Source organism: Ruegeria sp. HKCCD7251 (assembly GCF_013031165.1).
In the GTDB taxonomy this organism is placed as follows: domain Bacteria; phylum Pseudomonadota; class Alphaproteobacteria; order Rhodobacterales; family Rhodobacteraceae; genus Ruegeria.
Genome location: NZ_WPZC01000005.1, coordinates 46,244 through 70,708, shown reverse-complemented (window position 1 = coordinate 70,708; position 24,465 = coordinate 46,244). Strand labels below are relative to the sequence as shown.

The window sequence follows — 24,465 nt, the reverse complement described above, 5'->3', positions numbered from 1 at the left end:
GGTTGGCTGCAACCCGGTTCAGGCGCTGATCTGTTGTATCTCGGCCGGACGGATAACCTGGGCGTCCGTGGAAAAGCGTATGATTGTGGCCCCGTTGTGCAAAGGACTGACAGTGCAGGTCAATGAAGTGCCGTCACGCATCCTCAAATCACCGCTCCATTCGGCGCGGTTGTCGCGCATTTCGACGAAATCGCGAATTTCGCCCAGGATGGGTGTTGCGGCGCATTGTGTCTGCCACCCGCGCGTCACCTCCAACACAGAATCCGAGTCAAACCCGGTATCCGAACTTTCCCCCCAAAGCTTTTGGTAAGCATAGTTTGTAAAGGCCAATGTTCCGTCATCGCCAAACACGGCGATCGCGTCGGCCAGTTTGTCCAGAATGGATTGCATCAGGTCCATTTCCGAACGGAAGCGGCGGGTCAACGTGATCTCGGCCGTGATATCCTCGAACAAAAAGGCCACAGCACCATCCGGGTGCGGGCGTCCGCTGACCGAGTAGACAGAGCCTGACGGCAAAGACCATGTCTCTTGGTAATTTCCGTCTTCGGCTGCCTCAAGAAGATCGTTCATCTGACTGCGCCATGTCCGGTAGTTCTTGGGCTCAGGCATCATGTGCTGGTCGCGCAACCTGTCAAAAAAGCTGGACAGGCTCGGGCGGCAACTCAGGAAATCGGGGGGCAGGGTGGTCAGGTCGATCAGGGCCGGATTGAACAGCGCCAATTGACGATTGCGATCAAATATCGCCAGCCCGATTGAAAGCTGGGCAAATGTTTTGGTCATGGTTTGTACGAATTTGCGTTGGGCTGTCTCAGCATCAACAATTGCGTTGATGTCCACCGCATAGCACAGATGCCCCTCGGGATGGTCTACAAGGGTCAGGTCAAACCACAGCTTGTTTTCACTTTCCTCGGGTGAGATTGAAACCCGTGTCTTCGTGCCTAGACGCGTGTCTTCGTCTGATCCGGGAAACAGCGACGCCGTGAGATCGGTATCAGGGCCGCGCACCTTGCGCACCAATGAGATATAGGCCGCATTGCACCACCGTACATTGTCCTGATGATCCAACAGCCAGACCGGGTAGGGCGCCCGATCCATTGCTTGACGAATGGGATCGCTTGCATCCCGGTGAATGGTTTCCGGGCGTTCGGCGTCGTCGCGCAACTGAACCCTGACGATACCGTCGATCCATTCACACAGAACATCACGATTAACGGTGCAATCAATTGCCGGGACAACCAGATTTCCTTCCTTTTGAATTGGGTCCGGGGTTTCCGGAAAGGTTGGAAAGTCCCGTTTCAAAGGGCGGCGCAGGTCGGGCCAGTGCCGGACCTCTTCAAATCCGTCCAGCGCAATATCGGAATGGCTGATCAGGCGGTCCCCGTCGAACAGAAAGACTGTGTCAAATAAGGAGGATGGTGACGAAAGACCAAAGTTGTCGCCGCTGTGTCTGCGGCGGGGCAACAACCAATGGCCGGCGGCACTGGCAGAAACCAGGCTGATAATGGCCAGAATGATCCAGTCGACCATGGATGCTCCGCAACAGAAATGATCGTTTCAGATTATGGTTACCATTGGTTAACGGGGTCTTAATTCAGATCTGAAAGCGCTGGTTTGCACCGGACGGGACGGGCGTGTCACCGATCTGGGCGTCCACCAGTTTGCGGGGCCATGCGACTTTGACGATCGCGCCCCGGTGTTCGGGATTGTCGGACAGGTTCTGATAGGGATCCGAGCCGTTGGCGAATTCCAGTTCAGCGCCGCTTCGCTCCAGCAGGGTTTTGGCGATGAACAGACCGAGGCCCATGCCTTCGTATTCTGGCCGTGCGCGCTGTTCGGTCTCGGCGCGGCGACGGCGCATGAAAGGGTCCCCGATCCGGCCGATCATGTGTGAAGGATAGCCGCGCCCATCATCCATGATACCGATCGAGATCTGATCGGGTGTCCATTCGGCTTCGACCCAGACATTTGCCCGAGAAAAATCCACGGCATTCTGGATCAGGTTTCTCAGCCCGTGGACGATCTCGGGTTTTCGCAGGATTGATGGCTGCTGCACGTCGCCTTCGCCTGCGGGGCCTTCAGTGAAATGAACGATCTTGCCGCGGTTGATATGGGGTTCGGCCGCTTCGTGAATGACGGTGGACAAAGGTGCCTGCCGAAGATGCAGGTCGTCTTTGCCCGCACGCCCCATGTCCCGCAGGATGTCCCTGCAGCGATTGGCCTGCTCACGGATCAGGGCGGCGTCGTCCTTCAGATCGGGGCGGTCATCCAGTTCCTCGATCAGTTCCGAACTGGTCAGCTTGATCGTGGCCAGAGGTGTACCCAACTCGTGCGCGGCTGCGGCGACAACACCGCCCAGATCGGTCAGCTTCTGTTCTCGTGCCAGTGCCATATGGGTGGCGGCCAGCGCCTCGGACATGGATTGCACCTCTGAACTGACGCGGTGGGAATAGGCACCAATAAAGACAATGGCGATCACAACCGCAGCCCAATTGCCGAATAGCAGCATGTCGGGGATTTCAAGCACCTGCCCAGTTTCGGTGCGCAGCGGCAGGTGGAACTCGACAAGCAGCGAGGTCAGCGTAATGGCCACCGCTCCCACGATCAGGGTCGAGCGGGTGCTCATTACGTTGGCCGAGATCGTCACCGGGCCCAACAGCAGCAATGCGAAGGGGTTGTTCAGGCCGCCGGTCAGATATAGCAGGATCGCCAACTGCATCAGGTCGAACAGCACCATCAGGAAGTTCTCGAACTCGGTCAGACGCTTGTTTTGCGGAAACAGCAGAATCGCAGTCATGTTGCCCAGAACCGACACGCCAATGGCGAGATAGCACAGCGTCAGCTCAAGCTGCAGGTCGAAATACTGCTGCGCCACAGTGATGGCGGTGAACTGGCCGATAATGGCAACCCATCGCAACAGAATAAGGGTACGTAGGCGAATCCAACTGCTTCGTTCCTGACCGCGCCATAATGTGATGTTGGAATTTGCCATTGGTCGATTATGTCCTGTTGCATAGGCTGCTCATCTTGATAGGTGTCCGGGCGGAAACGATCAACAACCCCTTTTTCTTTCAGGAAGCCCGCCATGATCCGTCTGTATGCCATTCTTGCAACCGTGGTTCTGGCCATAGGCGTTGGTACCATGTGGCTGCTGACAAGAGGTGGTGGATCAGATGACAAGTTTGCACAATGCCGCTCCAGCCAAATTGCCGGCGGGTCGGCGGCAATCGGCGGGCCGTTCGAGTTGATCAACGGTGCGGGTGAAACGGTTACCGACGTGGACGTGATCACCGAGCCCACGTTGGTTTATTTCGGCTACACTTTCTGCCCGGATGTCTGTCCTTTTGACATGTCACGCAATGCCGAAGCTGTCGACATTCTGGCCGAACGCGGCCAGTCGGTGACGCCATTGTTCATTTCAATTGACCCGGATCGCGACACGCCCGAAGTGATGAGCGACTATGCGTTCAATCTTGGCGGAAAAACCATCGCCCTGACCGGATCGCCCGAGCAGGTCAAGGCGGCCAGCCAAGCTTACAAGACCTATTACAAGGCGCATGACAAAAGCGATGAGTTCTATTTGGTCGACCACTCGACCTTTACCTATCTGGTGACGCCGGAAGACGGATTTATCGAGTTTTTCAACCGCAACGATACGGCTGACCAAATGGCGGATAAGGTTGGCTGCTTTCTGGACCAGCTATAGCCGACGACTCTGCGCCGCCGGAACTATTTTTCTCTACATGCACATATTCACATAAAAAACACGCATGGTTGCTTGCTTGATTGACAGTCGCCCTACTGTGCGACGAAATAGTATTATGTCTAAGAACGAGTGACTTGCCGAACCGAACGTGACGGCCGATCGGGAAATGTAGTGATATGGGTTTTATATTTTATAATATCAGCGAGGTGACGGGGTTCACCGGTAGCGGCACTGCTAATCTGGATATCTGGACAACCTCAGCGGACTTAAGCGACCCTTCTGTAACAACGGTCACTGGCGACTTTGATCTGGACAACAATTTGGATGGGGTTGGCGGGAGTGAAGCGCAAGACGGTTATGTCTTCAATTTACCTGTAACCCCCTACGGTACATTTGTTACGAATTCCACAACCGGTGAATTCACCTTCATAATCGACCGGGCTGCAGTAATTGCATCCGGGTCTGATCAGGTTGTCAGCTTCACGGTTACAGGCAGTGATGCTTCTGGAGCCAGCGATACAGACACCGTTGTCATCAACCTGCTCATCTGCGTGTCCCGAGGCACGCTGATTGCGACTCCGGCTGGCGAGCGCCCGGTTGAGGATTTGCTGATCGGGGACGACGTTCTGACGGCGGATGGCCGGACGGAACAAGTTCGTTGGATCGGCAGTCGCTGCATTGATGCGGCAGAGTTGGATCGAAACGATAGCCTGTTTCCAGTAAGGATAAGGGGCAACGCCTTTGGCCACGATGCGCCTAATGGCGATCTTTTGGTTTCTCCCCAGCACCGAATTCAGGTTCAGGACCCCTTGGCAGAGATGCTGTTCGGCCATCCGGCAGTTCTGGCCCCCGCTAAAGGCTTGCTGAACGATTCAACGATAACTGTCGATCGTTCGGTTGCTGAGGTCGAATACTTCCATTTGGCGTTCGATCAACACGAAGTCATCGTAACCAACGGGCTTGCAACCGAAAGCTTCCACCCCGGCCCGACCAGCTTGGACGGAATTGATCGGGATGCCGCCAATGAGCTGTACGAGATTTTTCCCGGCCTTAAGTCCAACGCCAATGAATTTGGCCCCTCAGCGTTGCCCGGCCTCAAGCCGTGGGAAGCGGCCTTGCTCAGTAAATCTTCGAAAGTGGCATGAAACAGATCCTCGATGCCTCTGGCAAACCTCTTCCGCGTGAAGAAGCACCCGACCCAAAACTTTTGCGCGCTTATGGCGACGCAATGTTTCTGGCCTTTCGCAGCAGCTATCACAATCGGATGACTGTTGCGAACCTGCGACTGGCGTTTGAACCGCCGCTTGTACTGGGCCAGTACAGGATATTCCGGTTCGATGAGGTTCCCCGCGCGATCTTCACCTGGGCCTTTCTGTCGGAAGACGCGGAAAAGAAACACATTCGGGGCGAACCGCTGATGCCGGAGGATTGGAAAGCCGAAGGCGGGCGGATGTGGGTGATTGATCTGATTGCCCCATATCGCAAACTTATGCCAAGCATATGGAACTGGGCCATGATTCCGGGAAATGTCAGCGATGAAGGGTTTCGTTTCTGTCGACATCAGACCGAAGACAGGAACCGCAAGATTGTGGACATCGACTTTGGCCGTCGGGGTCGCAAGCAGCGTATTCTGACGGAAAAGGACTTCGTCTGACTTTGCGGAATGGGAATGGTTAACAACGCCGAACCTAAACAAATAACGAAGGCCCCTGTCGCCAGGAAAGACACACTCTGAAACCGGAAATCAGTATGATTGAATACAAACCAGATGAAGATGTGGGGTCGCTTGAGCACTGGCCTTTCGACAACCCCGAAAGCGACTATGTCATCAAGTCGGGATCACCCACTGTTTTCGGGCGGATGGATGCCGGTGGGTCAGGCCATACGATGCGGGCCGGTATTTGGCGCTGTACGCCCGGCGTGTTTGAGTGCACCGAACAAGGTGATGAATTGATGACCATTTTGTCGGGCAAATGCCAGTTGACGGACAAGACCACAGGTGAGGTCAGCACCCTGTGCACAGGAGATAGCCTTTTCATCCGCGATGGCAGTCGCGTGGAATGGAACGTCACCGAAGAGGTCACCAAAGTTTTCTTCGGACAAAAGCGGGACGGCTATTAACAATTCAGGCATCTGCCAAGAGGCCGAATCCGGCAACAGTAAGGTGATATCGGGCCTATCGGATTGAGTTTGAACGCTAATAAAGCTGTCTGATTCCGGACTGAACTCCTTTCGGCCCAATCAGGATCTAAATGGGCTTTCTAGTTTGCGCTTTCGCAGTTTTCACATTTTAACAATCTGAAAAATATAGAACTTTTTCAGGACCGAGAATGCGCAATCCATTTGGGTGGACCTTCTCACCCTGTGCAGAATTTTGACTTAATGGCAAAATTGTGTTCATAATCTGTCTTGCTCCGTTCATTTTTGGTTCATTTTCGGTTAACTTTGCAGTAACGAATCGAAAGATTTTTCAGTGTTCTGGCCTCACCAAATCGTGTGAATGCGCCCAGAGTTTGTGAGTGTTGAAAATGGTTAAGACGTGTATTCAGCTTCCCGAGGACTCAATTTCCGAGTCAAAATCAAAAGAAAACTATCTGGACAAAAACAGCGTCCGCGATCTGTTTTCGCGGTTTCGCCAAGAGTCTGAAGGCGCGGTTCTTATCCTGCTGGCGATTTTCCTTGTCCCCATGATGGTGTTCATCGGGCTTGCCATGGAGCTTGCGCTGACGGAAGACATTAGGGTCAAGCTTCAGAACACATCGGATTCAGCCAGTCTTGCGTCGGCGGACCTTGAACAGGTTCTGGAACCTGAAGATGTGGTAAACGACTTTTTTGCGAAAGCGGGACTAGGCGATAATCTTCGGAACGTCACTGTTGTAAACACCGCCACCGAAAGAACGGTGGCGGTTGAATCGGATGCCTTTGTTCCAGCTTTGCTGACAAGGTTGGCTGGGCGCAACGGTTGGGATGTACCGGTTGTTGGCGCCGCGACCGAGTCCCGCCGTGATCTAGAAATCGCAGTTGCACTGGACAATTCGGGTTCGATGTCCTGGGCACCTGGATCGACCAGCGGACCTGCCGCCAACCCGTCGCGCATGGACCTGCTTATTCCTGCAGCCGAAGCTTTCGTCGATGCGGTGCAACCGAAACCTGGGCAGCCGGGCACGACGACGATTTCACTTGTCCCTTTTGCCACACAAGTCTCTGTGGGTGAGGATTTGCTGAACAACTTCACGGTGTCGGCTGAACATTCGACATCGCATTGCGTGACGTTCAACTCCACCGCAGACTATACCACCACGGCCGTTCCGACGAATACGTTGCTGAATCGAACGGCGCATCACGATCCCTCCAGCACGGGATGGAACCTGAGTACATACAACACGGTTTGCCCAACGGATTCAGCACGACGCGACATCGTTGCGTGGTCGGAAGATCCGGATGTTCTGAAAACCCGTATCCGGGCGATGCAGCCTTATGGCTACACATCCATCGAGATGGCAGCGAAGTGGGGCGCTGCAATGCTGGACCCAACCATGCGTCCGGTCTTGTCGTCCTTGTCGGGAATGACAGGCTATGAACACCTGTCTGGCCCTGCAGGGCGCGGGATGCCTTATGATTTCGATAATCCCGACGCTATTAAGTACCTGATCGTGATGTCTGATGGTGCAAACACTCTTAACTTCGATATCAGACCGCCCTATCGCGAGGGTAACTCGCCGCTGTTCCGTTTGCCGGGCACGAACAACTATAGCTATTACCGGAACCGCCCCGGAACAGGTCGGGATTTCTATCGGGTTTCGGGCGATTTTTGGAGCTTCACACCCGGTAGCGGCGCGGTACAGATGACTTGGCCTGAGGTTTGGGCCGATATGCCGGTGGACAGGTTCGTGGACAGCATCCTGTCCGAGGCAGACACCAGCCGAAGCGCGAATGGTCACTATAATCGGATCGTGCGGACCCGGACGGGTACGTGGAAAAACAACCGTACCTCTGCCATCTGCCAAGCCGCCAAGGACAATGACGTGATCGTCTTTACGATCGGAATGGATACCTATGGTCAGGGCGATGCAACTTTGGCTGACTGCGCGTCCTCGCCCTCGCATTTTTACGATGTCGACGGGTTGGACATTGATGATGCCTTTGCGTCCATTGCGCGTCAGATCAACAAACTGCGGCTTACGCAGTAATTCGGCAGGGGGATTGATCTGATGACGCGATACCAGACGATAGCCTATGCAACCAAAACGCCCGATGGGACATCGGCACAGCGCGACGGAGCCTTTTCCGGTATCGCCCGGCGATCGCGACGCTGGTGGCGGGACGAAGACGGTACGACACTGGTTGAATTCTCTGTTTGTCTGCCGCTGCTTCTGCTGTTTCTGTTCATAACGCTCGAATTCAGTTACTTGATCGTGCGCCAAGTTGCATTGGATCGCTCGACGGACGAAACCTTCCGCGAGCTGCGGCTGGGGCTGATCTCTGATCCGACGCACGAAAAGGTAAAGACCGCCATTTGCGCCAAATCTCTGGCGCAAGTGTCCTTGTGGGATTGCGACGAAAATCTGCTGCTGGAGGTGCGTCAGGTCGAGAAGTCGGATTGGGAATTCAACCTTAATGGCCGCGCGAATTGCCTGAATACATCGCCCCCGGAAGGATATGAGCCGCCGATCGACTTCACAGAAGGGACCGAAAATCAGTTGATGATCGCCCGCGCGTGCCTTGTCCAAAGGTCACTTTTCCCACCTATGCCGATGCTGGCATCGCTTCGGCGCTACGATGACTTGGGCAATTTCGCTCTTATCTCACGGTCAGCCTTTGTGAACGAGCCTTTTTGATATGTTTGTTTTGTATAACGAGTTTAAGTTCAGGTTGCGGCGCGCAATAGGCCGTTTTGTACGCGACACAAGCGGTGCGGCCCTTGTCGAAATGGGGTTTGCCTTGCCCATTCTGATCCTGCTGACGACGGGTGCGTTGGTGGTGCAGGATGCGGTTCGCATGTCCTATTTGCGGTCTAAGGCGACCTATACAGTATCGGACATGATCAGCCGCGAAGATACCTTTATCGACGCGGATTACTTTAATGGTCTGAACAGCGTTTTCCGATATATCGTAGGGCCTCAGCATCCCAGCGAGCTGCGGATTTCTACGATTGAATGCACAGCGGATTGCCAAGATGAGGCCCAGCGCGTGCTAGAGTTCTGTTGGTCGCATCCTTCTTCGGGATTGTCAGCGCTGACCAATGATCAGATCGCGAGTTACGAGGCGCGAACACCACTCTTTTCCGAAGGTGACACGCTACTTATGACCGAAGCGTTTTTGGATTATACGCCCTTGTTCGGCGACTTCATTATGTCGCCCCAAACCTACCAGACCGTCGCGTTTACCCGTCCACGGATTGCCGGACAGATCAAGTTTGATACCGGCGCTGTGGATACAGATGGTAACACAATCGTCAGAGACTGCTTTAACAATTAAAGTGCAACATAAGATAAACTGTGCACGACTTTGCAGGCGGGATTGCCGCAATGTGCCGGGATATTTTGGCGCTGGTTAAGCGACTGGCTTACGGGTCAGATACTCTGCTGTTAAACTCGAAGACATGTGTGAAACAGTAGAACGCTCCCGCTGGCGTCATGGTCAAAAAACTAGAAAATACGGTTGTTTATTCGCCTTGTGGTTCACGGCGTGGGAGGTATTGGCCTTGCCTTCCAAGTGTCTGCGAAAATACTTGACCATGCGAGTGGGCCGGGGCGCAACCGGCCTGTGATCAGGGGCGGATGACTTTCCGAGTTGTTCGTCGAAGACCCGCGAGACTCTACTACTCAGGGCCTGTTTGACCTTTCTCATGGCGCTGCTATTACTCATAAACTAGCCAAAGGCGTGAAATAGCGGAAAGAACGGAATATGGCGGACAGCTCTAACCTGGATATCGGCCCGGATAAATCCCTGCTTCTGGTGGATGATGACGAGCCATTTCTGAGACGTCTCGCCAAGGCGATGGAAAAGCGCGGTTTCGAGGTTGAGACCGCAGGCTCGGTCGCGGCAGGCCGCGCAATTTCTACCGCCCGTCCACCGGCCTATGCGGTTGTGGATTTGCGGCTTGAGGATGGCAATGGGCTGGACGTGGTCGAAGTGCTGCGTGAGAAGCGCCCCGACAGCCGCGTTGTGGTTCTGACCGGTTACGGCGCCATCGCCACGGCTGTTGCTGCCGTCAAAATTGGCGCGACCGACTACCTGTCGAAACCCGCCGACGCCACTGACATCACCAACGCTCTGCTGACAAAAGACGACGAACTGCCTCCGCCCCCCGAAAACCCCATGAGTGCGGATCGCGTGCGGTGGGAGCATATTCAGCGGGTTTATGAGCTGTGTGACCGCAATGTCAGCGAAACTGCCCGTCGCCTCAACATGCACCGCCGGACGTTGCAGCGGATTCTGGCAAAACGCAGCCCGCGGTAGTGGTCACAGTTTCTTGACTTGTTATCTTTCGTCCCTTTGGCAAAGTTTTCGCTTTGGGACATCAGTTGCTAGACAGGGACCTTACAAATGATCGGTTACGTGACCATCGGCGTGTCGGATATGGAGCGCGCAAAGAAATTCTATACCGACCTTTTCTCGGATCGTGACGCGAAGGTGATTATCGACGCGGGACGCATCGCCTTTATCGGCAGCAAGCCCGGTGAACCTATGCTGGCTGTTTGCGAGCCCTATGACGGGGGCGAGTGTTCGGTTGGTAACGGCAGCATGGTCGCTTTTGCCGCTCAGTCCAAAGAGGAAAGCAAGGCGTTGTATGACAAGGCTATCAGCCTTGGTGCAACCGACGAAGGCGAGCCCGGTCAGCGTGTGCCTGACCGTTTCTACGGGTCGTATGTCCGTGACCCGGATGGCAACAAGCTGTGCTTCTTCGTTTTCGGCTAAAGCTGACGTAACAGGGCTGCGTGCCGTTCCGTGTACGCCTGTCGCACCTCTACCGGCGGGCGTAAGACGATCTCCAGCCCCTCCATTACAGTCTTATCTGGGCGGCCAAAGAACTTGGTCGCCTCTGCCTCAGAAAACCCGGCGATCTGCGTGGCCTCCATCCAGGCGCTGATCTTGTCGGCCTTTTTGATCTGTCGCTTGATCGTTTTGGGCACAGCGGCGGGCAGTCCGAACCGGATGTGGATCGCCGCCGCCAGCCTGTCATCCAGCGCGCCGTAATCCGGGCCGACTGCGGATTTGACCGGTGAAATCATGTCCCCAATCACATATTCAGGCGCATCATGTAACAAAGCGGCAAGCTGCCATTTAATGGGTGCTTTGGGGGCGATCCGGCGAAAAAGCGCCTCGACCAGTAGGGAATGCTCGGCAACCGAATAGGCAAAATCCCCTGCGGTTTGACCATTCCAGCGCGCCACAAACGCCAGACCGTGCGCTATATCTTCGATTTCAATGTCAACTGGCGTCGGATCCAGCAGGTCCAGCCTGCGACCGGATAACATTCTCTGCCACGCTCTGGGTTGTGTTGCCATTATACCATGCCCGATTTCAACAGCGGCGATTGCGCAGCAGTTTTGTGGTATGGTTTACCTGTCAAGATCACCAGCTGCCAACTTTTTCTTGAGCGATCGTGCTTTGAACAAGTGCGCGGTGATACCGACATCTAGTACCGAGGGGGGCGCATGCTCCTCCCGGTGTGCCCCTCTCGATCGTAACACGTATCGAAAGGAGCTTGCTATGTTCAAGCGTTTGTTTGGAATTGCACTGGCCTTTGGAATGGCCGCCACCGCCCCTCCGGCTTTTGCCCAGAAAAGTACGTGCGCACAGCGTGAACACGTGATCGCCAAGCTTCAGGACAGCTACTCGGAACAGCTGGCCTTTGGCGGATTGCAGAAATCGCGCGGCTCGCAATCGGTGATGGAGGTCTGGACCTCCGAGGAAACGGGAAGCTTTACCGTTCTGGTGACGCATGCAAATGGCATCAGTTGCATCGTCTCTGTTGGCACCGACTTTTTCGAAGCCATTCCCAAGATCAAGGTAGACGGCACGCCAAGCTGATTTAGGCGTTAACAATCCCGTTTCCGGCCATCTGCGTTGCCACGTCCCCAAAGGGATGTTAGGGGCAACCCGGACCAAGATTTACCGGAATGGAGTACCTGATGGCCGGGGACTATATCGTCAAAGACATTTCATTGGCCGGGTTCGGCCGCAAAGAGCTGGATATTGCCGAAACCGAGATGCCGGGTCTGATGGCCCTGCGCGCGGAATACGGTGACAGCAAACCTCTGTCCGGTGCGCGTATCGTTGGCTCGCTGCACATGACCATCCAAACCGCTGTTCTGATTGAAACACTGGTGGCGCTGGGCGCAGATGTACGCTGGGCGTCGTGCAACATCTTTTCAACCCAGGACCACGCCGCTGCCGCGATTGCCGAGGCGGGTATCCCCGTTTTCGCCATCAAGGGTCAGACGCTGGAGGAGCATTGGGATTATCTGGACAAGTCCTTCTTGTTCGACCAAGGCCCCAACATGATCCTTGACGATGGCGGCGACGCAACGCTGTACATCCTGTTGGGCGCACGCGCTGAGGCCGGCGAAGACATCATCCCTGTTCCGGGTTCGGAAGAGGAAGAGGTGATCAAGAAACAGATCGCCAAGCGTATGGCCGCCAGCCCCGGTTGGTTCGCCAAAATGCGCGATCAGATTCAAGGCGTGTCCGAGGAAACCACCACCGGCGTGAACCGTCTGTATCAACTGGTCAAAGATGGCCACCTGCCGTTCCCGGCGATCAACGTGAACGACAGCGTTACCAAGTCGAAGTTTGACAACAAATATGGCTGTAAGGAATCGCTGGTCGACGGTATCCGCCGCGCCACCGACACGATGATGGCCGGTAAGGTTGCCGTGGTCTGCGGTTACGGCGACGTGGGCAAAGGCTCGGCCGCTTCGCTGCGTGGTGCGGGTGCTCGTGTGAAAGTCACTGAAGTTGACCCGATCTGCGCACTGCAGGCTGCGATGGACGGCTTTGAAGTCACCCTGCTGGAAGACGAAGTTGCTTCGGCTGACATCTTCATCACCACAACCGGCAACAAGGATGTGATCCGCATCGAGCATATGCGCGAGATGAAGGACATGGCCATCGTCGGCAACATTGGTCACTTCGACAACGAAATCCAGGTGGCCAACCTGAAGAACCACAAATGGACCAACATCAAGGAACAGGTGGACATGATCGAGATGCCCTCGGGCAACCGTCTGATCCTGCTGTCCGAAGGCCGTCTGCTGAACCTCGGCAACGCCACCGGTCACCCTTCGTTCGTGATGTCGGCATCCTTCACCAATCAGGTGCTGGCCCAGATCGAGCTGTTCACCAAGGGTGATGAGTACGAGAATAAAGTCTATATCCTGCCCAAGCATCTGGACGAAAAAGTCGCCCGCCTGCATCTGGACCGTATCGGCGTGAAGCTGACCCAGATGGACAGCGAGCAAGCCGCCTATATCGGTGTAAAACCAGAAGGCCCGTACAAGCCGGAACATTATCGCTATTGATTTCGGCGATAACGGAATTGAAACGGCGGCCTGTCAGGTCGCCGTTTTTTTTGTGCCTGATATTCAGCGCAAGGACGGAAAGAAATCGCCGCGACCTTCGGGCGTCAGGTCCAGTATATTCCAAAGCGGCCACGCGGTATCAATGTGCCGTGGGTGCCAGTCGCTGGGCTGGAAGAAAAGCTCAGAACTCCAGAAATGGCAGATTCCGTCCTGTGTACGTCGAAAGACGTTCAGGATTGGCAATTGGCTTCCGTCTTCGGCTTCGGCCAGATAGTCGCGCTGGTACTCGGTGCCCAGCGCGGACAATAGCGGCAGTTCATGCCAACCGATCTTTGCTTGTAGGGCTGTTAGCTTTTCCGGTGTATTCTGGGCAACCACGGCAAAACTGATCTTCTTTGAAAGGTGCGCAATCTGCCCGTTCAGCCCGTCCAGAAAGGCCGAGCACATCGGGCAGGGTAACTCTGCATTTGGGCCGTACATCAACGAATAAATCGCAAGCGTATCATGTGAACCAAAGAGCGAGGACAAAGGCGCATCATCGCCCTGAAGGTTTCGGAACGCGTAATCCTGCGGAATCTGGCCACCCGATGGAAGTTTGCGGCGCAGATTGGCGACATCTTCTATCTTGGCGCGCAATTCTACTTCGGCGGCCAGCAGGCGGTTTCGCGCCTCGCGATACGCGGGGCTTTCGTTGGGCAAGGAAACGGTCATGGCACCCTCCTGATTCAATAATTTAACCTATATGTTAAATAATGGATGATTTGAAATCAAGGTCGGGTTTTCTTTGCGGGGAAAGCCGGTGATTTTTCCCTTTGTTCAATTCCGTCTGCCCATTACCGTGATTGGGGTGATGGGGAATTTGAAATCTACCCAAATCAGGAGATGACTATGGGAAAGCGCGATGAGCTGATTACCAAGTATGCAGAGGACCTGAAATCCAAATGCGGCATGGACGCGGATATGGATTTGCTGACCAAAGTCACCATCGGTTGTGGACCGGCGATCTATGACGCTGATGCGTCAACGGTTGCGGCCACTCAGGAAGGTGAGCTTGAAACGGTCAAGAACAACTTTTTGATCAAGAAACTGGGTTTGTCCGATGGTCCGGAACTGATGGACGCGATCAACAAGGCCCTGGACACCTATGGCCAGTCCGAGCGCAATAAATATCGCGCAGTCGTCTATTACATGCTGACCAAGCATTTCGGGAAAGAGTCGGTTTACGGGTAAGCGTCCGCGCCACGGTCGCGCCCGCCGTACTAAAAGGGCGACTTAAATTTTAGATACTTGAGGTTTGAACTGCGCCCAAACCTTCGGCTAATGTCAGGGTGTGACCAGGACGGTCAGAACCAGACATTTCCATACGCGTGTGGTGAGTAGGGAGCACGCGGGGTAGGGAAGGTTCTGCATCCGTCAGAGCCTTCCCTTTAATTATTCCGCTTGCGTCTGACCCAGATCGCAGATCACTTGCCATTCCGCCTCGGTGACCGGTTGAACGGACAGTCGCGAGTTCTTGACCAAAACCATATCGCCCAGACGCTCATCCGCTTTGATGTCGTCCAAGGTCACCTGCGCCGTGAATGGACGTACCGCCTTGATGTCCACACATTCCCAGCGGTCATCATCCGTGGTGCTGTCGGGATGGGCCTCGGCGCAGACTTCGACGATGCCAACGATCGCCTTGTCTTTTTGCGAGTGGTAGAAGAACCCCCTGTCGCCAACCACCATCTGGCGCATGAAGTTTCGCGCCTGATAGTTGCGCACGCCGTCCCATTCTTCACCTGCGCCCCCTTTGGCGACCTGCTGGTCCCAACTCCAGGTCGAGGGTTCGGATTTGAACAGCCAATACGCCATCAGCCCACAACCTTTTTCCACGCGATCAGGTCAACCGACTGGAACAGACCGGCCTTGGCATATGGGTCATTGTCTGCCCAGGCTTGGGCGGCAGCCATGTCCTCGACCTCGAGAATGATCAATGAACCGATCATCGCGTCACCGTCCAGCAAGGGCCCAGCCTGTGCGACAACGCCGGTTTCCTCGATATAGCCGAGATGCGCGGCGCGGTTGTCCAAACGGGTTTGTAGGGCGCCGTCCTTGTCGCGGGCGATAAGGGCAATGAGCATATTATTCCTCCTTCAGGGGTCGGTTTAGCAGGGATTGAATGGCCTCGGGCACACTGTAGGCGCCACGGCTCAAGTCTGCCACTGTTGCGCTTATGGGCATATCCAGCCCTTCTTGTGTCGCGATGTCGGACATCGCACGCGCTGTAGCGACGCCTTCGACTGTGGTCGCAGTGTCGAAAGGCAGATTTCGACCCAAAGATAGGCCAAAACGGTAATTTCTGGACAACTCGGACGAGCAGGTCAGGACCAGATCGCCCAGACCAGACAACCCCATCAGCGTGTCGACCTGCGCGCCTCGCATAAGCGCAAATCGCTGCATTTCAGCAAAGCCCCGCGTCAAAAGGGCGGCACGGGCGCTGTCACCCAGTCCCGCACCGATGGTGGCCCCGCATCCGATGGCTATCACATTTTTTAACGCTCCGCCCAGTTCGGCTCCGGTGACGTCGGTTGTGCGATACAGGCGCAGGTTGGGCGTTGTCAGGGCGTGCTGCAATTGTTGGCTCAGATTTTGATCGGCACAGGCCAGCGTCAGGGCGGTCGGCAGCCCGCGCGCGATGTCGTCGGCGAAACTCGGGCCGGTCAGCAAGGCCGGACGCGCATCTGGAACAACCTGTTGAATGACCGAGATCGGCCCAAGCCCAGTTGATAATTCAATGCCTTTACAACAGGCCACCAAAGTCTTGCCCACAAAAGAAGAGGCGTGATCCAACAGGGCCCCGCGTAGTTTCTGCATGGGCACGGAAACCAGCAGAATCTCGTTCGTTGCTGCCTCTGCGATGTCAGAGGTAACGGTGATCGCGCTGGGCAAGGACACGTTGGGCAACCGCGCCGTGTTTTCGCGGTCTCTTTGCATCGAACGCGCTTGATCCACGTCGCGTGCCCAAAGTGTGATTGGCCCATTCCCGGCTAACGAAATCGCCAACGCTGTCCCAAAGGCACCGGAACCCAGAACGGAGATACTCATGCCTTGGCACCTTTCTTACCGCTGCCCAGCATGGCAGGGCTGGTTTGGTCCAGAGGCCAGCGCGGACGTGCGGCCAGGTCCAGTCCGTCGCGGGCACCGGTGCGAAACCGCTCGATCCCGGCGTAGGCGATCATTGCGGCATTGTCGGTACAAAAACGCAGCGGAGGTGCGGTAAAGCGGGCCCCGTTTTCGGCCGCAACAGTCTCTAACGCGGATCGAATGGCAGAATTGGCCGCGACCCCGCCCGCAACGGCGATGACGGGATCAGGCGGGCTTTGTTGCAGATAAAGGTCGATAGCCCTGCGGGTCTTCTCAGCCAGCGTGTCCACGACCGCTTGTTGAAACCCGGCACACAGGTCTGCCCGATCCTGACGGGTGAGCCCACCTTTCTCCGCGGCGATCTGGTCGCGCATTCGCATAAGGGCCGTCTTCAATCCAGAGAAAGACAGGTCGCAGTCGGGCCGATCCAGCAAGGGCCGGGGAAAACGGAACCGTTTCGGGTCACCTTTGCGCGCTTCGGCTTCGACCGAAGGGCCGCCGGGCTGCGGCAGACCCAAAAGCCGCGCGGTTTTGTCGAACGCTTCGCCGGGTGCATCGTCAATCGTACCGCCCAGCCGCGTGAACTTTTCCGGTCCATGGGCGATCAGATACTGACAATGCCCACCCGACACGAGCAGCATCAAGTACGGAAACGCGATCCCGTCTGTCATCCGAGGGGTCAGCGCGTGACCGGCCAGATGGTTCACTCCGATCAGGGGCAGGCCGGTTGCAGCGCTGATGCCCTTGGCGCACATGACACCGGACATGACCCCGCCGATCAGACCCGGACCTGCGGTAACGGCAACGGCGTCGACGTCATCCAGGGTCATCCCAGCGGATTCGAGCGCCTGCAACACGCAGGTATCCAGTTTTTCGGCATGGGCGCGGGCGGCGATCTCGGGGACGACGCCGCCAAAGGCGCTGTGCAGATCCGCCTGGCCAAAAACAACCGATGACAGCACCTCGGCCCCGGCGCCATCACGTTGGCGCACGACTGCGGCGGCTGTGTCGTCACAACTGCTTTCCAGCCCGAGGACAGTAAGTGTTTGCACCATTGGCCTGATCCGTTACACCTTGATTGCAAAGCGGGGTATCACCCTGCGCGGATGCAAACAATCCCAAGGCCAGGGGCACCGCCGTTGTATTTGTTGATGACCCGCCCTCGCGCCGCCTCGGAAAGGTTCGTTGCGCAATTGCCAACCCGGGTCAGGTCACGGGTTCAGGTCATCTATTCCCCGATCCTCGAAATCAAGCCCTTGCCGGTTCAGGTAAACGACACGGATGTGCGCGGTCTGATATTTACGTCGGCCAATGCGGTTAATGCCGCGGCGTCTATGGGCGTGGATCGCGCTCTGCCTGCTTATTGTGTTGGCCCTGCAACCACTGGAACGGCCAAAGGTGCAGGATGGCAGGCGCAGATGGTGGGCCAGACTGCCGAAGAACTGGTTGCCGCCCTGCTGCAAGCCAGACCCGACAGCCCGCTTCTGCATCTGCGCGGAGAACACACGCGTGGAAGTGTCGCTGAACGGCTGACCGAATCCGGCCTGACTGTGCGCGAACTGCCCGTGTATCAGCAGCGATTGTTACCGCTGACATCCGAAGCCGAGGCCGCCACGTTCGAAAAAGAGCCCGTAATTGCCCCTATTTTTTCACCCCGAACAGCGCGACATTTTGCCGACATCTGGCATGGAACGGCACCCTTGATGCTGGCTGCAATCAGCGCTGCCACAGCCGAACCCCTTTATTCCTTGGGCTCTGAACGCCTGAAGATTGCCAAGGAACCGACTCCGAAGAAAATGCGGAAAGCCATTAAAAAGCTTGTGAAACATGCGTTGCGGGTTGAGGGCGACGAGGCCACAGATTAACTTAGTTGGGTCTGTAGTTCAGGTCATTTCGGATTCGATAAAGGGAATATTGCGTTGGCTGGTAGTAAGAAAACCGATCAAAAGCCGGTGGATGACCCCAAGGTCGACGACGTAGCCGATGCTGCTGCGACGGCCGAGGAAACACCGGTTGACGAGGTTAAGCTCGTAGAAGAACCGGTTTCCGAAGCCGAAGCCGAAGCCGAAGCCGAAGCCGAAGCCGAAGCCGAAGCCGAAGCCAAGCTTGAACGGTTCAAGGAAAAAATTGCTGAGCGCAACACCAAGAAGCGTGGTGGGTTTTTGCCCGCGTTGCTGGGCGGCGTATTGGCCGCAGCCATCGGGTTTACAGTTGGTGACAGCAACATGTTCTCATCCGACGGGTCAGATCAGATCGCGGCGTTGGAGGCCAAGCTAGCCGAACAGGCCAGCCAGATTGAATCCCTGACCAAGTCGGTTTCCGGTGGCTCGGAACTTGCCTCAAAAGTCGATGCGTTAACTGGGCAACTGGCCCCTATCACCGCTGATCTGGATACCGTTAAGTCCAGTCTGGCGGGATTGGCCGAGAAGATTGAGCCGCTGACCGCCCGGTTGGGTGAGATTGAAAGCGGGGCCTTGACGCAGGGCGCGTCACCCGAAGCAACGGCTGCGTTTGAAGCAGAGTTGAAGAAATTACAGGATTCTCTGGCCGCCCAACGTGCAGAAGTTGAAAAGATGGTGGCAGACGCGCAGGCGCTTAAGGCGAAAGCCTCGGCCGAGGCGATGGCCGCAACAAATGCCGCGATTTTGTCCAAGCTGCGGGGTGAGCTGGACTCGGGCCAGCCTTACCCGGAATTGATTGCCGAACTCTCGGCCGGTGGTGTTGACGTGCCCGAGGCTTTGAGCGCCGCGGCGGATAAGGGTGTCGCAACTCTTGCGGAGCTGCGCGAGTCGTTTGAACCGTCTGCGCGCGCGGCGCTTGCTGACGCACGAGAGGCTGACAAAGGCGTCGGACTGGTTGCCTTCCTGCAGCGCCAGACGGGCGCGCGTTCTGTCACGCCTCAGGATGGGGATGGCCCGGATGCAGTACTGTCCCGTGCGCAGGCCGCGTTGTCAGACGGTGACGTGTCCGGCGCGTTGAATGAACTCAAGTCCCTGCCAGAGGCGGCAAAAGCTGCGATGGCCGATTGGGAACAGGCGGCACAAACGCGGGTTGCCGCGGTCGACGCCGCAGATGCGCTATCCTCTGGCGCGAACTCGAACTGAAGGACCTGCCATGCTGTGGTCACTTTTTAAGATTCTTGTTTTTGTAGCGATTGTCGGCTTGCTGGCTGTGGGCGCGGGCTTCCTGATGGAAACCAGTGGTGGCGTTCAGATCACCGCAGGTGGAATGGAATATACGCTGGGTCCGTTACAATCGGTTATTGCGCTGGGCGTGATGGTCTTCGCGATCTGGCTGTTCTTCAAATTGCTGACCCTGCTGATTGCCACGCTGAAATTTCTCAACGGTGATGAAACCGCGTTATCGCGGTATTTCGACCGCAGCCGGGAACAGCGTGGGTATCAGGCATTGGCTGACGGGTTGATGGCGTTGGCCTCGGGTGAAGGCCGCGTTGCCATGAACAAGGCGAACAAGGCTGAAAAACTGCTGAACAAACCTGAACTGACGAACTTGCTGGTGGCGCAGGCCGCCGAGATGAACGGCGACACCAAGAAAGCGTCCGAGACCTATCGCAAGCTGGTCACAAATAACGCCACGCGCTTTGTGGGTGTGCGCGGTATCCTGAAACAGAAGCTGGCCGAAGGCGATGATGACACCGCCCGCAAGCTTGCGGAAAAGGCACTGGCGATCAAGCCGCGGCATCAGGAAACACAGGATATTCTACTGGGTCTTCAGACCAAGTCGCAGGATTGGGCCGGGGCCCGGTCTACCCTGACCGCCAAGCTGAAGGCCGGTCATTTGCCGCGCGACGTGTACAAGCGTCGCGATGCGGTGCTGGCACTGTCCGAAGCCAAAGGGATTCTGGACGAATCCGCAACGGTTGAACAACGCGAACACGCGATTGAAGCCAACCGTTTGTCCCCTGATCTGGTACCAGCGGCAGCAATGGCCGCGCGCGCGTATATCGAAAAGGGCAAACCACGTTCGGCAACCAAGATCCTGAAAAAAGCGTGGGAGGTTCAGCCCCATCCCGATCTGGCCCATGCCTTTGCTGAGATCGTTCCGGATGAAACCTCAGACGAGCGCATCAAGCGCTTTACCGCGCTGACCCGTGTGCACCCCGAAGATATTGAAACTCGCCTGATCCTGGCTGAATTGAACATCGTGGCCGAGGATTTTCCCGAAGCCCGGCGTGCGCTGGGTGATGTGGTCGAAAAGCAGGGGGATGCGCGGGCCTATACTCTGATGGCCGCAATTGAACGCGGCGAGGGCGCATCGGACGCGGTTGTGCAGGGGTGGCTGGCCAAAGCCCTGAATGCGCCGCGCGGACCGCAATGGGTCTGTGACAACTGCCATGACATTCAGCCCGAGTGGGCCCCTGTCTGTCAGAACTGCCACAGCTTTGACACGCTCAGTTGGCAAACACCGCAAACGCCCGAGATCGCCTCGGCCACCGGGGTTCACATGTTGCCGCTGATCGTGGGTGCGCTTGAGGACAAACCCGAGCCAGTGGTTGACGAACCGGAAGCAGAGGCTGAGTCCGAGGTGATTGAAATGGAGGCTGAACCCGTGCGCCCAGATATCGAGCCTGCAATCGAAGAAAAGGTCTGAGAGCGCGGTTCAAAAGACCCTTTAGAACCCTGTTACCCTTCAAGTGTCGTTGGGCCGATACGTCCAGCGGTACTTTGGCGGGGTCGGACCCTTGTTTCGGCCACCCTGCTGAGTTTGCTCCCAAGCGTGTGCCAGAATGCCGACAGATCGGGACAGGCAAAAAAGGCCGCGCGCCAGCGGTGCGTCAAAACCAAGCTCGGCATAGATCACCGCTGTGGCACCGTCGATATTCATCGGAACGGGCTTGCCTTTGCGCCGGGCCAGGTCCTCTTCGATGTCATGCGCTACGGACTTGTAGCGCCCGTCACAGGCACCTGCCTCAATCGCTTCGTCCACAAGATGCATTAAACGCGGGGCGCGCGGATCGGTTGGGGTGTGAAAACGGTGGCCAAACCCGGGCAGAATTTTCCCCTGCGCGGCGATCCAGTCATCCAGTGCCGGGCCAACGGCGGATGAGTGCGCGTTGACGAACTGATACAGGTTCACCGCTTGCTCACCAGCACCGCCGTGAACGTCACCCAGCATATTCACCGCGCTTGCCATGGCGTTGTTGAGCGGCAGACCGCACGTCACCGCCATACGCGCCGTAGCAATCGAAGGGGCTTGCGGCCCGTGATCCACGGCTGCAACCAGCGCGGTCTCGAACAATTTCAACTGTGCGGGGGATGGTCTGTCGCCGCGCACCATGAACCAGATTATTTCCGCAAAACCAAGGGTGCCGATAAGGTCCTGAATGGGTGTGCCCCGCAGGTCTATTCGTCCGGGTTCCATGTCGATGATGGATGTTGTCCACCAGTCGGCGACATCGCTCATATGACCCCCTCCTTCACCAATGCGTTGATTTCGTCACGAGTCAGGCCAAGCTCTGACCAGATCGCGACATTATCCGCCCCTAATTCCGGTGGCGAGGTCCGGGGCATTCTGCGTTGACCGTCCCTTACGACAGGGCTGCCGGTCAGTTTCAGTTTTTCGTTCTGAACTGGCAGAGTGCCAATCAATCCGCGGCCTGCAAGCTGTTCGTCGTCCAGCGCCTCGGGCACGGTCATTACCTGCCCGGTCGGGACGCCTAAGGCGTTCAGCTCACCAACCCATTCCCGGGCGGGTCGGGTGCGCAGAGTGGCTTCCAGATCGTCCTTTAGGGCGTGGCGGTTCCTCTTGCGATCTTCGCGCGTGGCATAGTCAGGGTTGTCCAGCAAATCGTCCCGCCCAAGGTGCCGGGCGAGCGCCTGCCATTGTTCGTCGCGGTTGGCCGCGATGTTGATCGGGTTATCCGCTGTGGCAAAAGTTCCTGACGGGGCAGACGTGGTGTTTTCGTTTCCATGCGCCCCCGGCGTGACGCCCCCGATCAGGTAGTTCGATACCACCCAACCCATAGTGGAGACCACGGCCTCGGACATTGCGATATCCAAAAACGCGCCGCGCGGCCTCGCGTTCAGGGCGGCACTGATTGCAAAGGCAGCCGTTAACCCTCCGACGGTATCGGCCAGCGGGTAACCGACGCGATAGGGCGCTGTATCGGCTGCTCCGGTGATCGACATGACACCGCTGATACCCTGCACGATCTGGTCGTAGGCCGGGTCTTTTTTGCGAGGACCGTCCTGCCCAAAACCGCTGATTGCGCAATAGATCAGGTTGGCATTTTCAGCGCGCAGCACGTCATAGCCAAGGCCAAGCCGGTCCATGACACCGGGCCGGAAGTTTTCGACCAGCACGTCGGCGGTTTGCACCAGCTTCTTCAGCAAGGCTTTGCCTTTGGCGGATTTCATATCCAGTGTGACGGATTTCTTATCCGCGTTTTGTGCAAGAAAACTGATGCCCATCCCGGCCGTGTTGCGGTCTGGGTCAGCGCCCAACACCCGAGCAAGGTCGCCGCCCTGGGGACGTTCGACCTTGATCACTTCGGCGCCCATCAGGGCAAGCTGATAGCAGCAATACGGGCCTGCCAGAACATTCGTCAGGTCAAGAACCCGTATCGCTGCCAGCGGCTCAGTCGCCATCGGCGATACCGGCAGCCCGCGCCCGCGCGCGGCGCGCGCGATAGCTGGGCAGCAGCACCAGCAGCGCGGCGATGACCAGCAGGCCCAGCGTCATGGGACGTTCCCAGATAAACGCGATTCCGTCATAGAGCTGCATGGACCTTGCAAAGTTGTCCTCCATCATTCCACCGAGGATGAACCCAATCAGAAGCGGGGCCAGCGGATAGTCGGCAAACTTCAAAGCTGTGGCGCAGACGCCGAAGCCAACAAGGATCAACAGCTCGGTCGCATTGTTCTGCCCGATATAGGCCCCCATCAGGGTAAAGAACAAAATGAACGGGATCAGGTAGTTGCGGGGAACCGACAGCACCTTGGCGATGTAGGGGATCAGCGGCAGGTTCAGGATCAGCAGGACAAGGTTACCGATGAACATCGACATAATCACCGCCCAGAAGATCTGCGGTTCGTCCAGCATCAAGCGTGGGCCGGGTGTCACGTTCAAGGCAATCAGCGCGCCCAGCAGGATCGCAGTTGTGCCGGAACCGGGAATGCCCAGCGTCAGCAGCGGAACGAATGATCCGGTACAGGCGGCGTTGTTTGCTGTTTCCGGGGCTGCCAGACCCTTGATCGAGCCTTTGCCGAATTCTTCCTGTTCCTCTTTCGGGGCAATGTTGCGCTCAACAGCGTAGCCAAGGAAGCTGGCGATTGTCGCGCCCGCGCCCGGCAGAACGCCGATAAAGAAGCCTTGGACGGATTGGCGACCCACGACAGGTGCGATAGCCTTGGCTTCTGCCTTGGTAATGCGCAGGTCTTTGATCTCGCCTTCATCACCTTTCAGATCTTTTGGCTTCAGGACCAGAAACAGCGCCTCGGGCAGGGCGAACATGGCCATGGCCAGCGTGATGAACCCAAAACCGGATTGCAGGTCCATAATCCCCATGGTGAAACGGGGTAGGTTGAACAATGCGCCTTCGCCTACGGTTGCCATGATCAGCCCAAGAACGGTCATGATGACGGCCTTGGCGACTTGCCCGCTTCCAGCAAAGGCAGCGATGGCCGACAGACCGACAACCATCAGCGCGAAATACTCGGCTGAATGGAACAAAAGCGCCACTGATGAAAGGGCAGGGGCAAACACCATCAACAGCACGGCACCCAGCGTGCCGCCTGCGAAACTGGCGATCGCGGCGATTGTCAGCGCCTTGCCTGCTTTGCCTTGTCGCGCCATCGGGTAACCATCGAAACTTGAGGCCACCGTCCCCGCGACCCCCGGCGCGTTCAGCAGGATCGAGGATGTCGAGCCGCCAAAGATCGCGCCATAGTAAACCCCGGCCAACAGGATCAGCGCGGCGGACGGGTCGCCCATCGAGATCGCAACCGGGATCATGATAGCGATGATCGACATGGGTCCAAGACCGGGCAACATCCCGATGAATGTGCCGATCAGACATCCCGCGATGACCATCAGAAGGTTTTGGATTGAGAATGCCGTTTGCAGGCCGATCAGAAGTCCTTCAAGCAT

Annotated in this window: 26 protein-coding genes; 15 read left to right on the top strand and 11 right to left on the bottom strand. The window is 56.7% G+C overall.

Annotated features, from left to right (window positions below; genetic code table 11):
- Nucleotides 1–18 precede the first annotated feature (18 nt).
- Both GOX75_RS13835 and regB read right to left on the bottom strand, forming a co-directional pair.
- Nucleotides 19–1,527 carry a PAS-domain containing protein gene (locus GOX75_RS13835; RefSeq protein ID WP_171124033.1) on the bottom strand — a complete coding sequence of 503 codons (1,509 nt, stop codon included), beginning with the start codon at nucleotides 1,525–1,527 and terminating at the stop codon, nucleotides 19–21.
- 64 nt (nucleotides 1,528–1,591) lie between these two features.
- Nucleotides 1,592–2,989, bottom strand: coding sequence for a sensor histidine kinase RegB (regB, locus tag GOX75_RS13830; protein ID WP_171123740.1), 1,398 nt, complete (start codon nucleotides 2,987–2,989; stop codon nucleotides 1,592–1,594).
- Between the two features lie 93 nt (nucleotides 2,990–3,082).
- On the opposite strand from regB, the gene GOX75_RS13825 reads away from it, so the two are divergent.
- The 9 genes from GOX75_RS13825 (at nucleotide 3,083) to GOX75_RS13785 (ending at nucleotide 10,624) form a co-directional block, all read left to right on the top strand.
- Nucleotides 3,083–3,703 (top strand): SCO family protein, encoded by a 621-nt coding sequence (locus GOX75_RS13825; protein ID WP_171124030.1) that lies wholly within the window; start codon nucleotides 3,083–3,085, stop codon nucleotides 3,701–3,703.
- Between the two features lie 176 nt (nucleotides 3,704–3,879).
- Complete coding sequence (locus tag GOX75_RS13820; RefSeq protein WP_171124028.1) at nucleotides 3,880–4,848, top strand: Hint domain-containing protein; 969 nt, start codon at nucleotides 3,880–3,882, stop codon at nucleotides 4,846–4,848.
- Complete coding sequence (locus tag GOX75_RS13815; RefSeq protein WP_171123725.1) at nucleotides 4,845–5,357, top strand: toxin-activating lysine-acyltransferase; 513 nt, start codon at nucleotides 4,845–4,847, stop codon at nucleotides 5,355–5,357. The genes GOX75_RS13820 and GOX75_RS13815 overlap by 4 nt, the downstream gene beginning before the upstream one ends.
- A gap of 95 nt (nucleotides 5,358–5,452) precedes the next feature.
- Nucleotides 5,453–5,824: a cupin domain-containing protein gene (locus GOX75_RS13810; RefSeq protein ID WP_171124026.1), complete on the top strand. Its 372-nt coding sequence runs from the start codon at nucleotides 5,453–5,455 to the stop codon at nucleotides 5,822–5,824.
- Nucleotides 5,825–6,231: 407 nt separating this feature from the next.
- Nucleotides 6,232–7,893: a TadE/TadG family type IV pilus assembly protein gene (locus GOX75_RS13805; protein WP_171124024.1), complete on the top strand. Its 1,662-nt coding sequence runs from the start codon at nucleotides 6,232–6,234 to the stop codon at nucleotides 7,891–7,893.
- 21 nt (nucleotides 7,894–7,914) lie between these two features.
- Nucleotides 7,915–8,541: a TadE/TadG family type IV pilus assembly protein gene (locus GOX75_RS13800; protein ID WP_171124022.1), complete on the top strand. Its 627-nt coding sequence runs from the start codon at nucleotides 7,915–7,917 to the stop codon at nucleotides 8,539–8,541.
- 1 nt (nucleotide 8,542) lies between these two features.
- A complete protein-coding gene (locus GOX75_RS13795; protein WP_171124020.1) occupies nucleotides 8,543–9,181 on the top strand; it encodes a TadE/TadG family type IV pilus assembly protein in 639 nt (212 codons plus the stop codon).
- Nucleotides 9,182–9,610: 429 nt separating this feature from the next.
- Nucleotides 9,611–10,165, top strand: coding sequence for an ActR/PrrA/RegA family redox response regulator transcription factor (locus GOX75_RS13790; protein ID WP_171123714.1), 555 nt, complete (start codon nucleotides 9,611–9,613; stop codon nucleotides 10,163–10,165).
- 87 nt (nucleotides 10,166–10,252) lie between these two features.
- Entirely contained in the window at nucleotides 10,253–10,624 is a 372-nt protein-coding gene (locus GOX75_RS13785) for a VOC family protein (RefSeq protein ID WP_171124018.1), read from the top strand.
- Here the strand turns inward: GOX75_RS13785 and GOX75_RS13780 are convergent.
- Nucleotides 10,621–11,214, bottom strand: coding sequence for an HD domain-containing protein (locus GOX75_RS13780; RefSeq protein WP_171124015.1), 594 nt, complete (start codon nucleotides 11,212–11,214; stop codon nucleotides 10,621–10,623). The two genes, GOX75_RS13785 and GOX75_RS13780, sit on opposite strands and share 4 nt — an antisense overlap.
- A 205-nt stretch (nucleotides 11,215–11,419) precedes the next feature.
- On the opposite strand from GOX75_RS13780, the gene GOX75_RS13775 reads away from it, so the two are divergent.
- Both GOX75_RS13775 and ahcY read left to right on the top strand, forming a co-directional pair.
- A complete protein-coding gene (locus GOX75_RS13775; RefSeq protein WP_171123708.1) occupies nucleotides 11,420–11,740 on the top strand; it encodes a hypothetical protein in 321 nt (106 codons plus the stop codon).
- Between the two features lie 101 nt (nucleotides 11,741–11,841).
- Nucleotides 11,842–13,230 (top strand): adenosylhomocysteinase, encoded by a 1,389-nt coding sequence (gene ahcY, locus GOX75_RS13770; RefSeq protein WP_171124275.1) that lies wholly within the window; start codon nucleotides 11,842–11,844, stop codon nucleotides 13,228–13,230.
- A 63-nt stretch (nucleotides 13,231–13,293) separates the two neighbouring features.
- On the opposite strand, the gene GOX75_RS13765 is transcribed toward ahcY, so the two are convergent.
- The gene (locus GOX75_RS13765; RefSeq protein ID WP_171124013.1) at nucleotides 13,294–13,941 is read right to left on the bottom strand and encodes a DUF899 family protein; all 648 of its coding nucleotides are present in this window, start codon (nucleotides 13,939–13,941) and stop codon (nucleotides 13,294–13,296) included.
- Between the two features lie 177 nt (nucleotides 13,942–14,118).
- Between GOX75_RS13765 and GOX75_RS13760 the strand changes: the two genes are divergently transcribed.
- The gene (locus GOX75_RS13760; RefSeq protein ID WP_171123704.1) at nucleotides 14,119–14,460 is read left to right on the top strand and encodes a DUF2853 family protein; all 342 of its coding nucleotides are present in this window, start codon (nucleotides 14,119–14,121) and stop codon (nucleotides 14,458–14,460) included.
- A gap of 201 nt (nucleotides 14,461–14,661) precedes the next feature.
- On the opposite strand, the gene GOX75_RS13755 is transcribed toward GOX75_RS13760, so the two are convergent.
- The 4 genes from GOX75_RS13755 to tsaD are packed head-to-tail and all read right to left on the bottom strand — an operon-like array spanning nucleotide 14,662 to nucleotide 17,411.
- Complete coding sequence (locus tag GOX75_RS13755) at nucleotides 14,662–15,084, bottom strand: EVE domain-containing protein (protein WP_171123702.1); 423 nt, start codon at nucleotides 15,082–15,084, stop codon at nucleotides 14,662–14,664.
- Complete coding sequence (locus GOX75_RS13750; protein ID WP_170386865.1) at nucleotides 15,084–15,353, bottom strand: YciI family protein; 270 nt, start codon at nucleotides 15,351–15,353, stop codon at nucleotides 15,084–15,086. Before GOX75_RS13750 ends, GOX75_RS13755 begins: the two co-directional genes overlap by 1 nt.
- 1 nt (nucleotide 15,354) lies before the next feature.
- A complete protein-coding gene (locus GOX75_RS13745) occupies nucleotides 15,355–16,317 on the bottom strand; it encodes an NAD(P)H-dependent glycerol-3-phosphate dehydrogenase (RefSeq protein WP_171124011.1) in 963 nt (320 codons plus the stop codon).
- A complete protein-coding gene (gene tsaD / locus GOX75_RS13740) occupies nucleotides 16,314–17,411 on the bottom strand; it encodes a tRNA (adenosine(37)-N6)-threonylcarbamoyltransferase complex transferase subunit TsaD (protein WP_171124009.1) in 1,098 nt (365 codons plus the stop codon). Before tsaD ends, GOX75_RS13745 begins: the two co-directional genes overlap by 4 nt.
- Before the next feature lie 96 nt (nucleotides 17,412–17,507).
- Here tsaD and GOX75_RS13735 point away from each other — a divergent pair, with 96 nt between their 5' ends.
- From GOX75_RS13735 to GOX75_RS13725, 3 genes are read left to right on the top strand one after another with little or no spacing between them, the layout of a single operon-like run.
- Nucleotides 17,508–18,221 carry a uroporphyrinogen-III synthase gene (locus tag GOX75_RS13735; RefSeq protein ID WP_171124007.1) on the top strand — a complete coding sequence of 238 codons (714 nt, stop codon included), beginning with the start codon at nucleotides 17,508–17,510 and terminating at the stop codon, nucleotides 18,219–18,221.
- Nucleotides 18,222–18,275: 54 nt separating this feature from the next.
- Entirely contained in the window at nucleotides 18,276–19,460 is a 1,185-nt protein-coding gene (locus GOX75_RS13730) for a COG4223 family protein (protein WP_171123936.1), read from the top strand.
- Nucleotides 19,461–19,470: 10 nt separating this feature from the next.
- Nucleotides 19,471–20,967, top strand: coding sequence for a heme biosynthesis protein HemY (locus GOX75_RS13725; RefSeq protein ID WP_171124005.1), 1,497 nt, complete (start codon nucleotides 19,471–19,473; stop codon nucleotides 20,965–20,967).
- 39 nt (nucleotides 20,968–21,006) lie between these two features.
- On the opposite strand, the gene GOX75_RS13720 is transcribed toward GOX75_RS13725, so the two are convergent.
- Genes GOX75_RS13720 through GOX75_RS13710 form a run of 3 tightly spaced genes read right to left on the bottom strand, consistent with a single transcriptional unit; the run spans nucleotide 21,007 to nucleotide 24,465 of the window.
- A complete protein-coding gene (locus GOX75_RS13720) occupies nucleotides 21,007–21,780 on the bottom strand; it encodes a citryl-CoA lyase (RefSeq protein ID WP_171124004.1) in 774 nt (257 codons plus the stop codon).
- On the bottom strand, nucleotides 21,777–22,964 hold the full coding sequence (locus GOX75_RS13715) for a CaiB/BaiF CoA-transferase family protein (RefSeq protein WP_171124002.1): 1,188 nt from the start codon (nucleotides 22,962–22,964) through the stop codon (nucleotides 21,777–21,779). The genes GOX75_RS13720 and GOX75_RS13715 overlap by 4 nt, the downstream gene beginning before the upstream one ends.
- The gene (locus GOX75_RS13710; protein ID WP_171124000.1) at nucleotides 22,954–24,465 is read right to left on the bottom strand and encodes a tripartite tricarboxylate transporter permease; all 1,512 of its coding nucleotides are present in this window, start codon (nucleotides 24,463–24,465) and stop codon (nucleotides 22,954–22,956) included. Before GOX75_RS13710 ends, GOX75_RS13715 begins: the two co-directional genes overlap by 11 nt.

Coding starts and splice junctions, on each gene's coding strand:
- GOX75_RS13800 (WP_171124022.1), top strand. CDS start 7,915: ATGACGCGATACCAGACGATAGCCTATGCAACCAAAACGCCCGATGGG.
- GOX75_RS13710 (WP_171124000.1), bottom strand. CDS start 24,465: ATGCTTGAAGGACTTCTGATCGGCCTGCAAACGGCATTCTCAATCCAA.
- GOX75_RS13775 (WP_171123708.1), top strand. CDS start 11,420: ATGTTCAAGCGTTTGTTTGGAATTGCACTGGCCTTTGGAATGGCCGCC.
- GOX75_RS13820 (WP_171124028.1), top strand. CDS start 3,880: ATGGGTTTTATATTTTATAATATCAGCGAGGTGACGGGGTTCACCGGT.
- GOX75_RS13725 (WP_171124005.1), top strand. CDS start 19,471: ATGCTGTGGTCACTTTTTAAGATTCTTGTTTTTGTAGCGATTGTCGGC.
- GOX75_RS13785 (WP_171124018.1), top strand. CDS start 10,253: ATGATCGGTTACGTGACCATCGGCGTGTCGGATATGGAGCGCGCAAAG.
- GOX75_RS13825 (WP_171124030.1), top strand. CDS start 3,083: ATGATCCGTCTGTATGCCATTCTTGCAACCGTGGTTCTGGCCATAGGC.
- ahcY (WP_171124275.1), top strand. CDS start 11,842: ATGGCCGGGGACTATATCGTCAAAGACATTTCATTGGCCGGGTTCGGC.
- GOX75_RS13765 (WP_171124013.1), bottom strand. CDS start 13,941: ATGACCGTTTCCTTGCCCAACGAAAGCCCCGCGTATCGCGAGGCGCGA.
- GOX75_RS13805 (WP_171124024.1), top strand. CDS start 6,232: ATGGTTAAGACGTGTATTCAGCTTCCCGAGGACTCAATTTCCGAGTCA.
- tsaD (WP_171124009.1), bottom strand. CDS start 17,411: ATGGTGCAAACACTTACTGTCCTCGGGCTGGAAAGCAGTTGTGACGAC.
- regB (WP_171123740.1), bottom strand. CDS start 2,989: ATGGCAAATTCCAACATCACATTATGGCGCGGTCAGGAACGAAGCAGT.
- GOX75_RS13755 (WP_171123702.1), bottom strand. CDS start 15,084: ATGGCGTATTGGCTGTTCAAATCCGAACCCTCGACCTGGAGTTGGGAC.
- GOX75_RS13795 (WP_171124020.1), top strand. CDS start 8,543: ATGTTTGTTTTGTATAACGAGTTTAAGTTCAGGTTGCGGCGCGCAATA.
- GOX75_RS13835 (WP_171124033.1), bottom strand. CDS start 1,527: ATGGTCGACTGGATCATTCTGGCCATTATCAGCCTGGTTTCTGCCAGT.
- GOX75_RS13750 (WP_170386865.1), bottom strand. CDS start 15,353: ATGCTCATTGCCCTTATCGCCCGCGACAAGGACGGCGCCCTACAAACC.
- GOX75_RS13720 (WP_171124004.1), bottom strand. CDS start 21,780: ATGAGCGATGTCGCCGACTGGTGGACAACATCCATCATCGACATGGAA.
- GOX75_RS13790 (WP_171123714.1), top strand. CDS start 9,611: ATGGCGGACAGCTCTAACCTGGATATCGGCCCGGATAAATCCCTGCTT.
- GOX75_RS13815 (WP_171123725.1), top strand. CDS start 4,845: ATGAAACAGATCCTCGATGCCTCTGGCAAACCTCTTCCGCGTGAAGAA.
- GOX75_RS13810 (WP_171124026.1), top strand. CDS start 5,453: ATGATTGAATACAAACCAGATGAAGATGTGGGGTCGCTTGAGCACTGG.
- GOX75_RS13735 (WP_171124007.1), top strand. CDS start 17,508: ATGACCCGCCCTCGCGCCGCCTCGGAAAGGTTCGTTGCGCAATTGCCA.
- GOX75_RS13745 (WP_171124011.1), bottom strand. CDS start 16,317: ATGAGTATCTCCGTTCTGGGTTCCGGTGCCTTTGGGACAGCGTTGGCG.
- GOX75_RS13715 (WP_171124002.1), bottom strand. CDS start 22,964: ATGGCGACTGAGCCGCTGGCAGCGATACGGGTTCTTGACCTGACGAAT.
- GOX75_RS13760 (WP_171123704.1), top strand. CDS start 14,119: ATGGGAAAGCGCGATGAGCTGATTACCAAGTATGCAGAGGACCTGAAA.
- GOX75_RS13780 (WP_171124015.1), bottom strand. CDS start 11,214: ATGGCAACACAACCCAGAGCGTGGCAGAGAATGTTATCCGGTCGCAGG.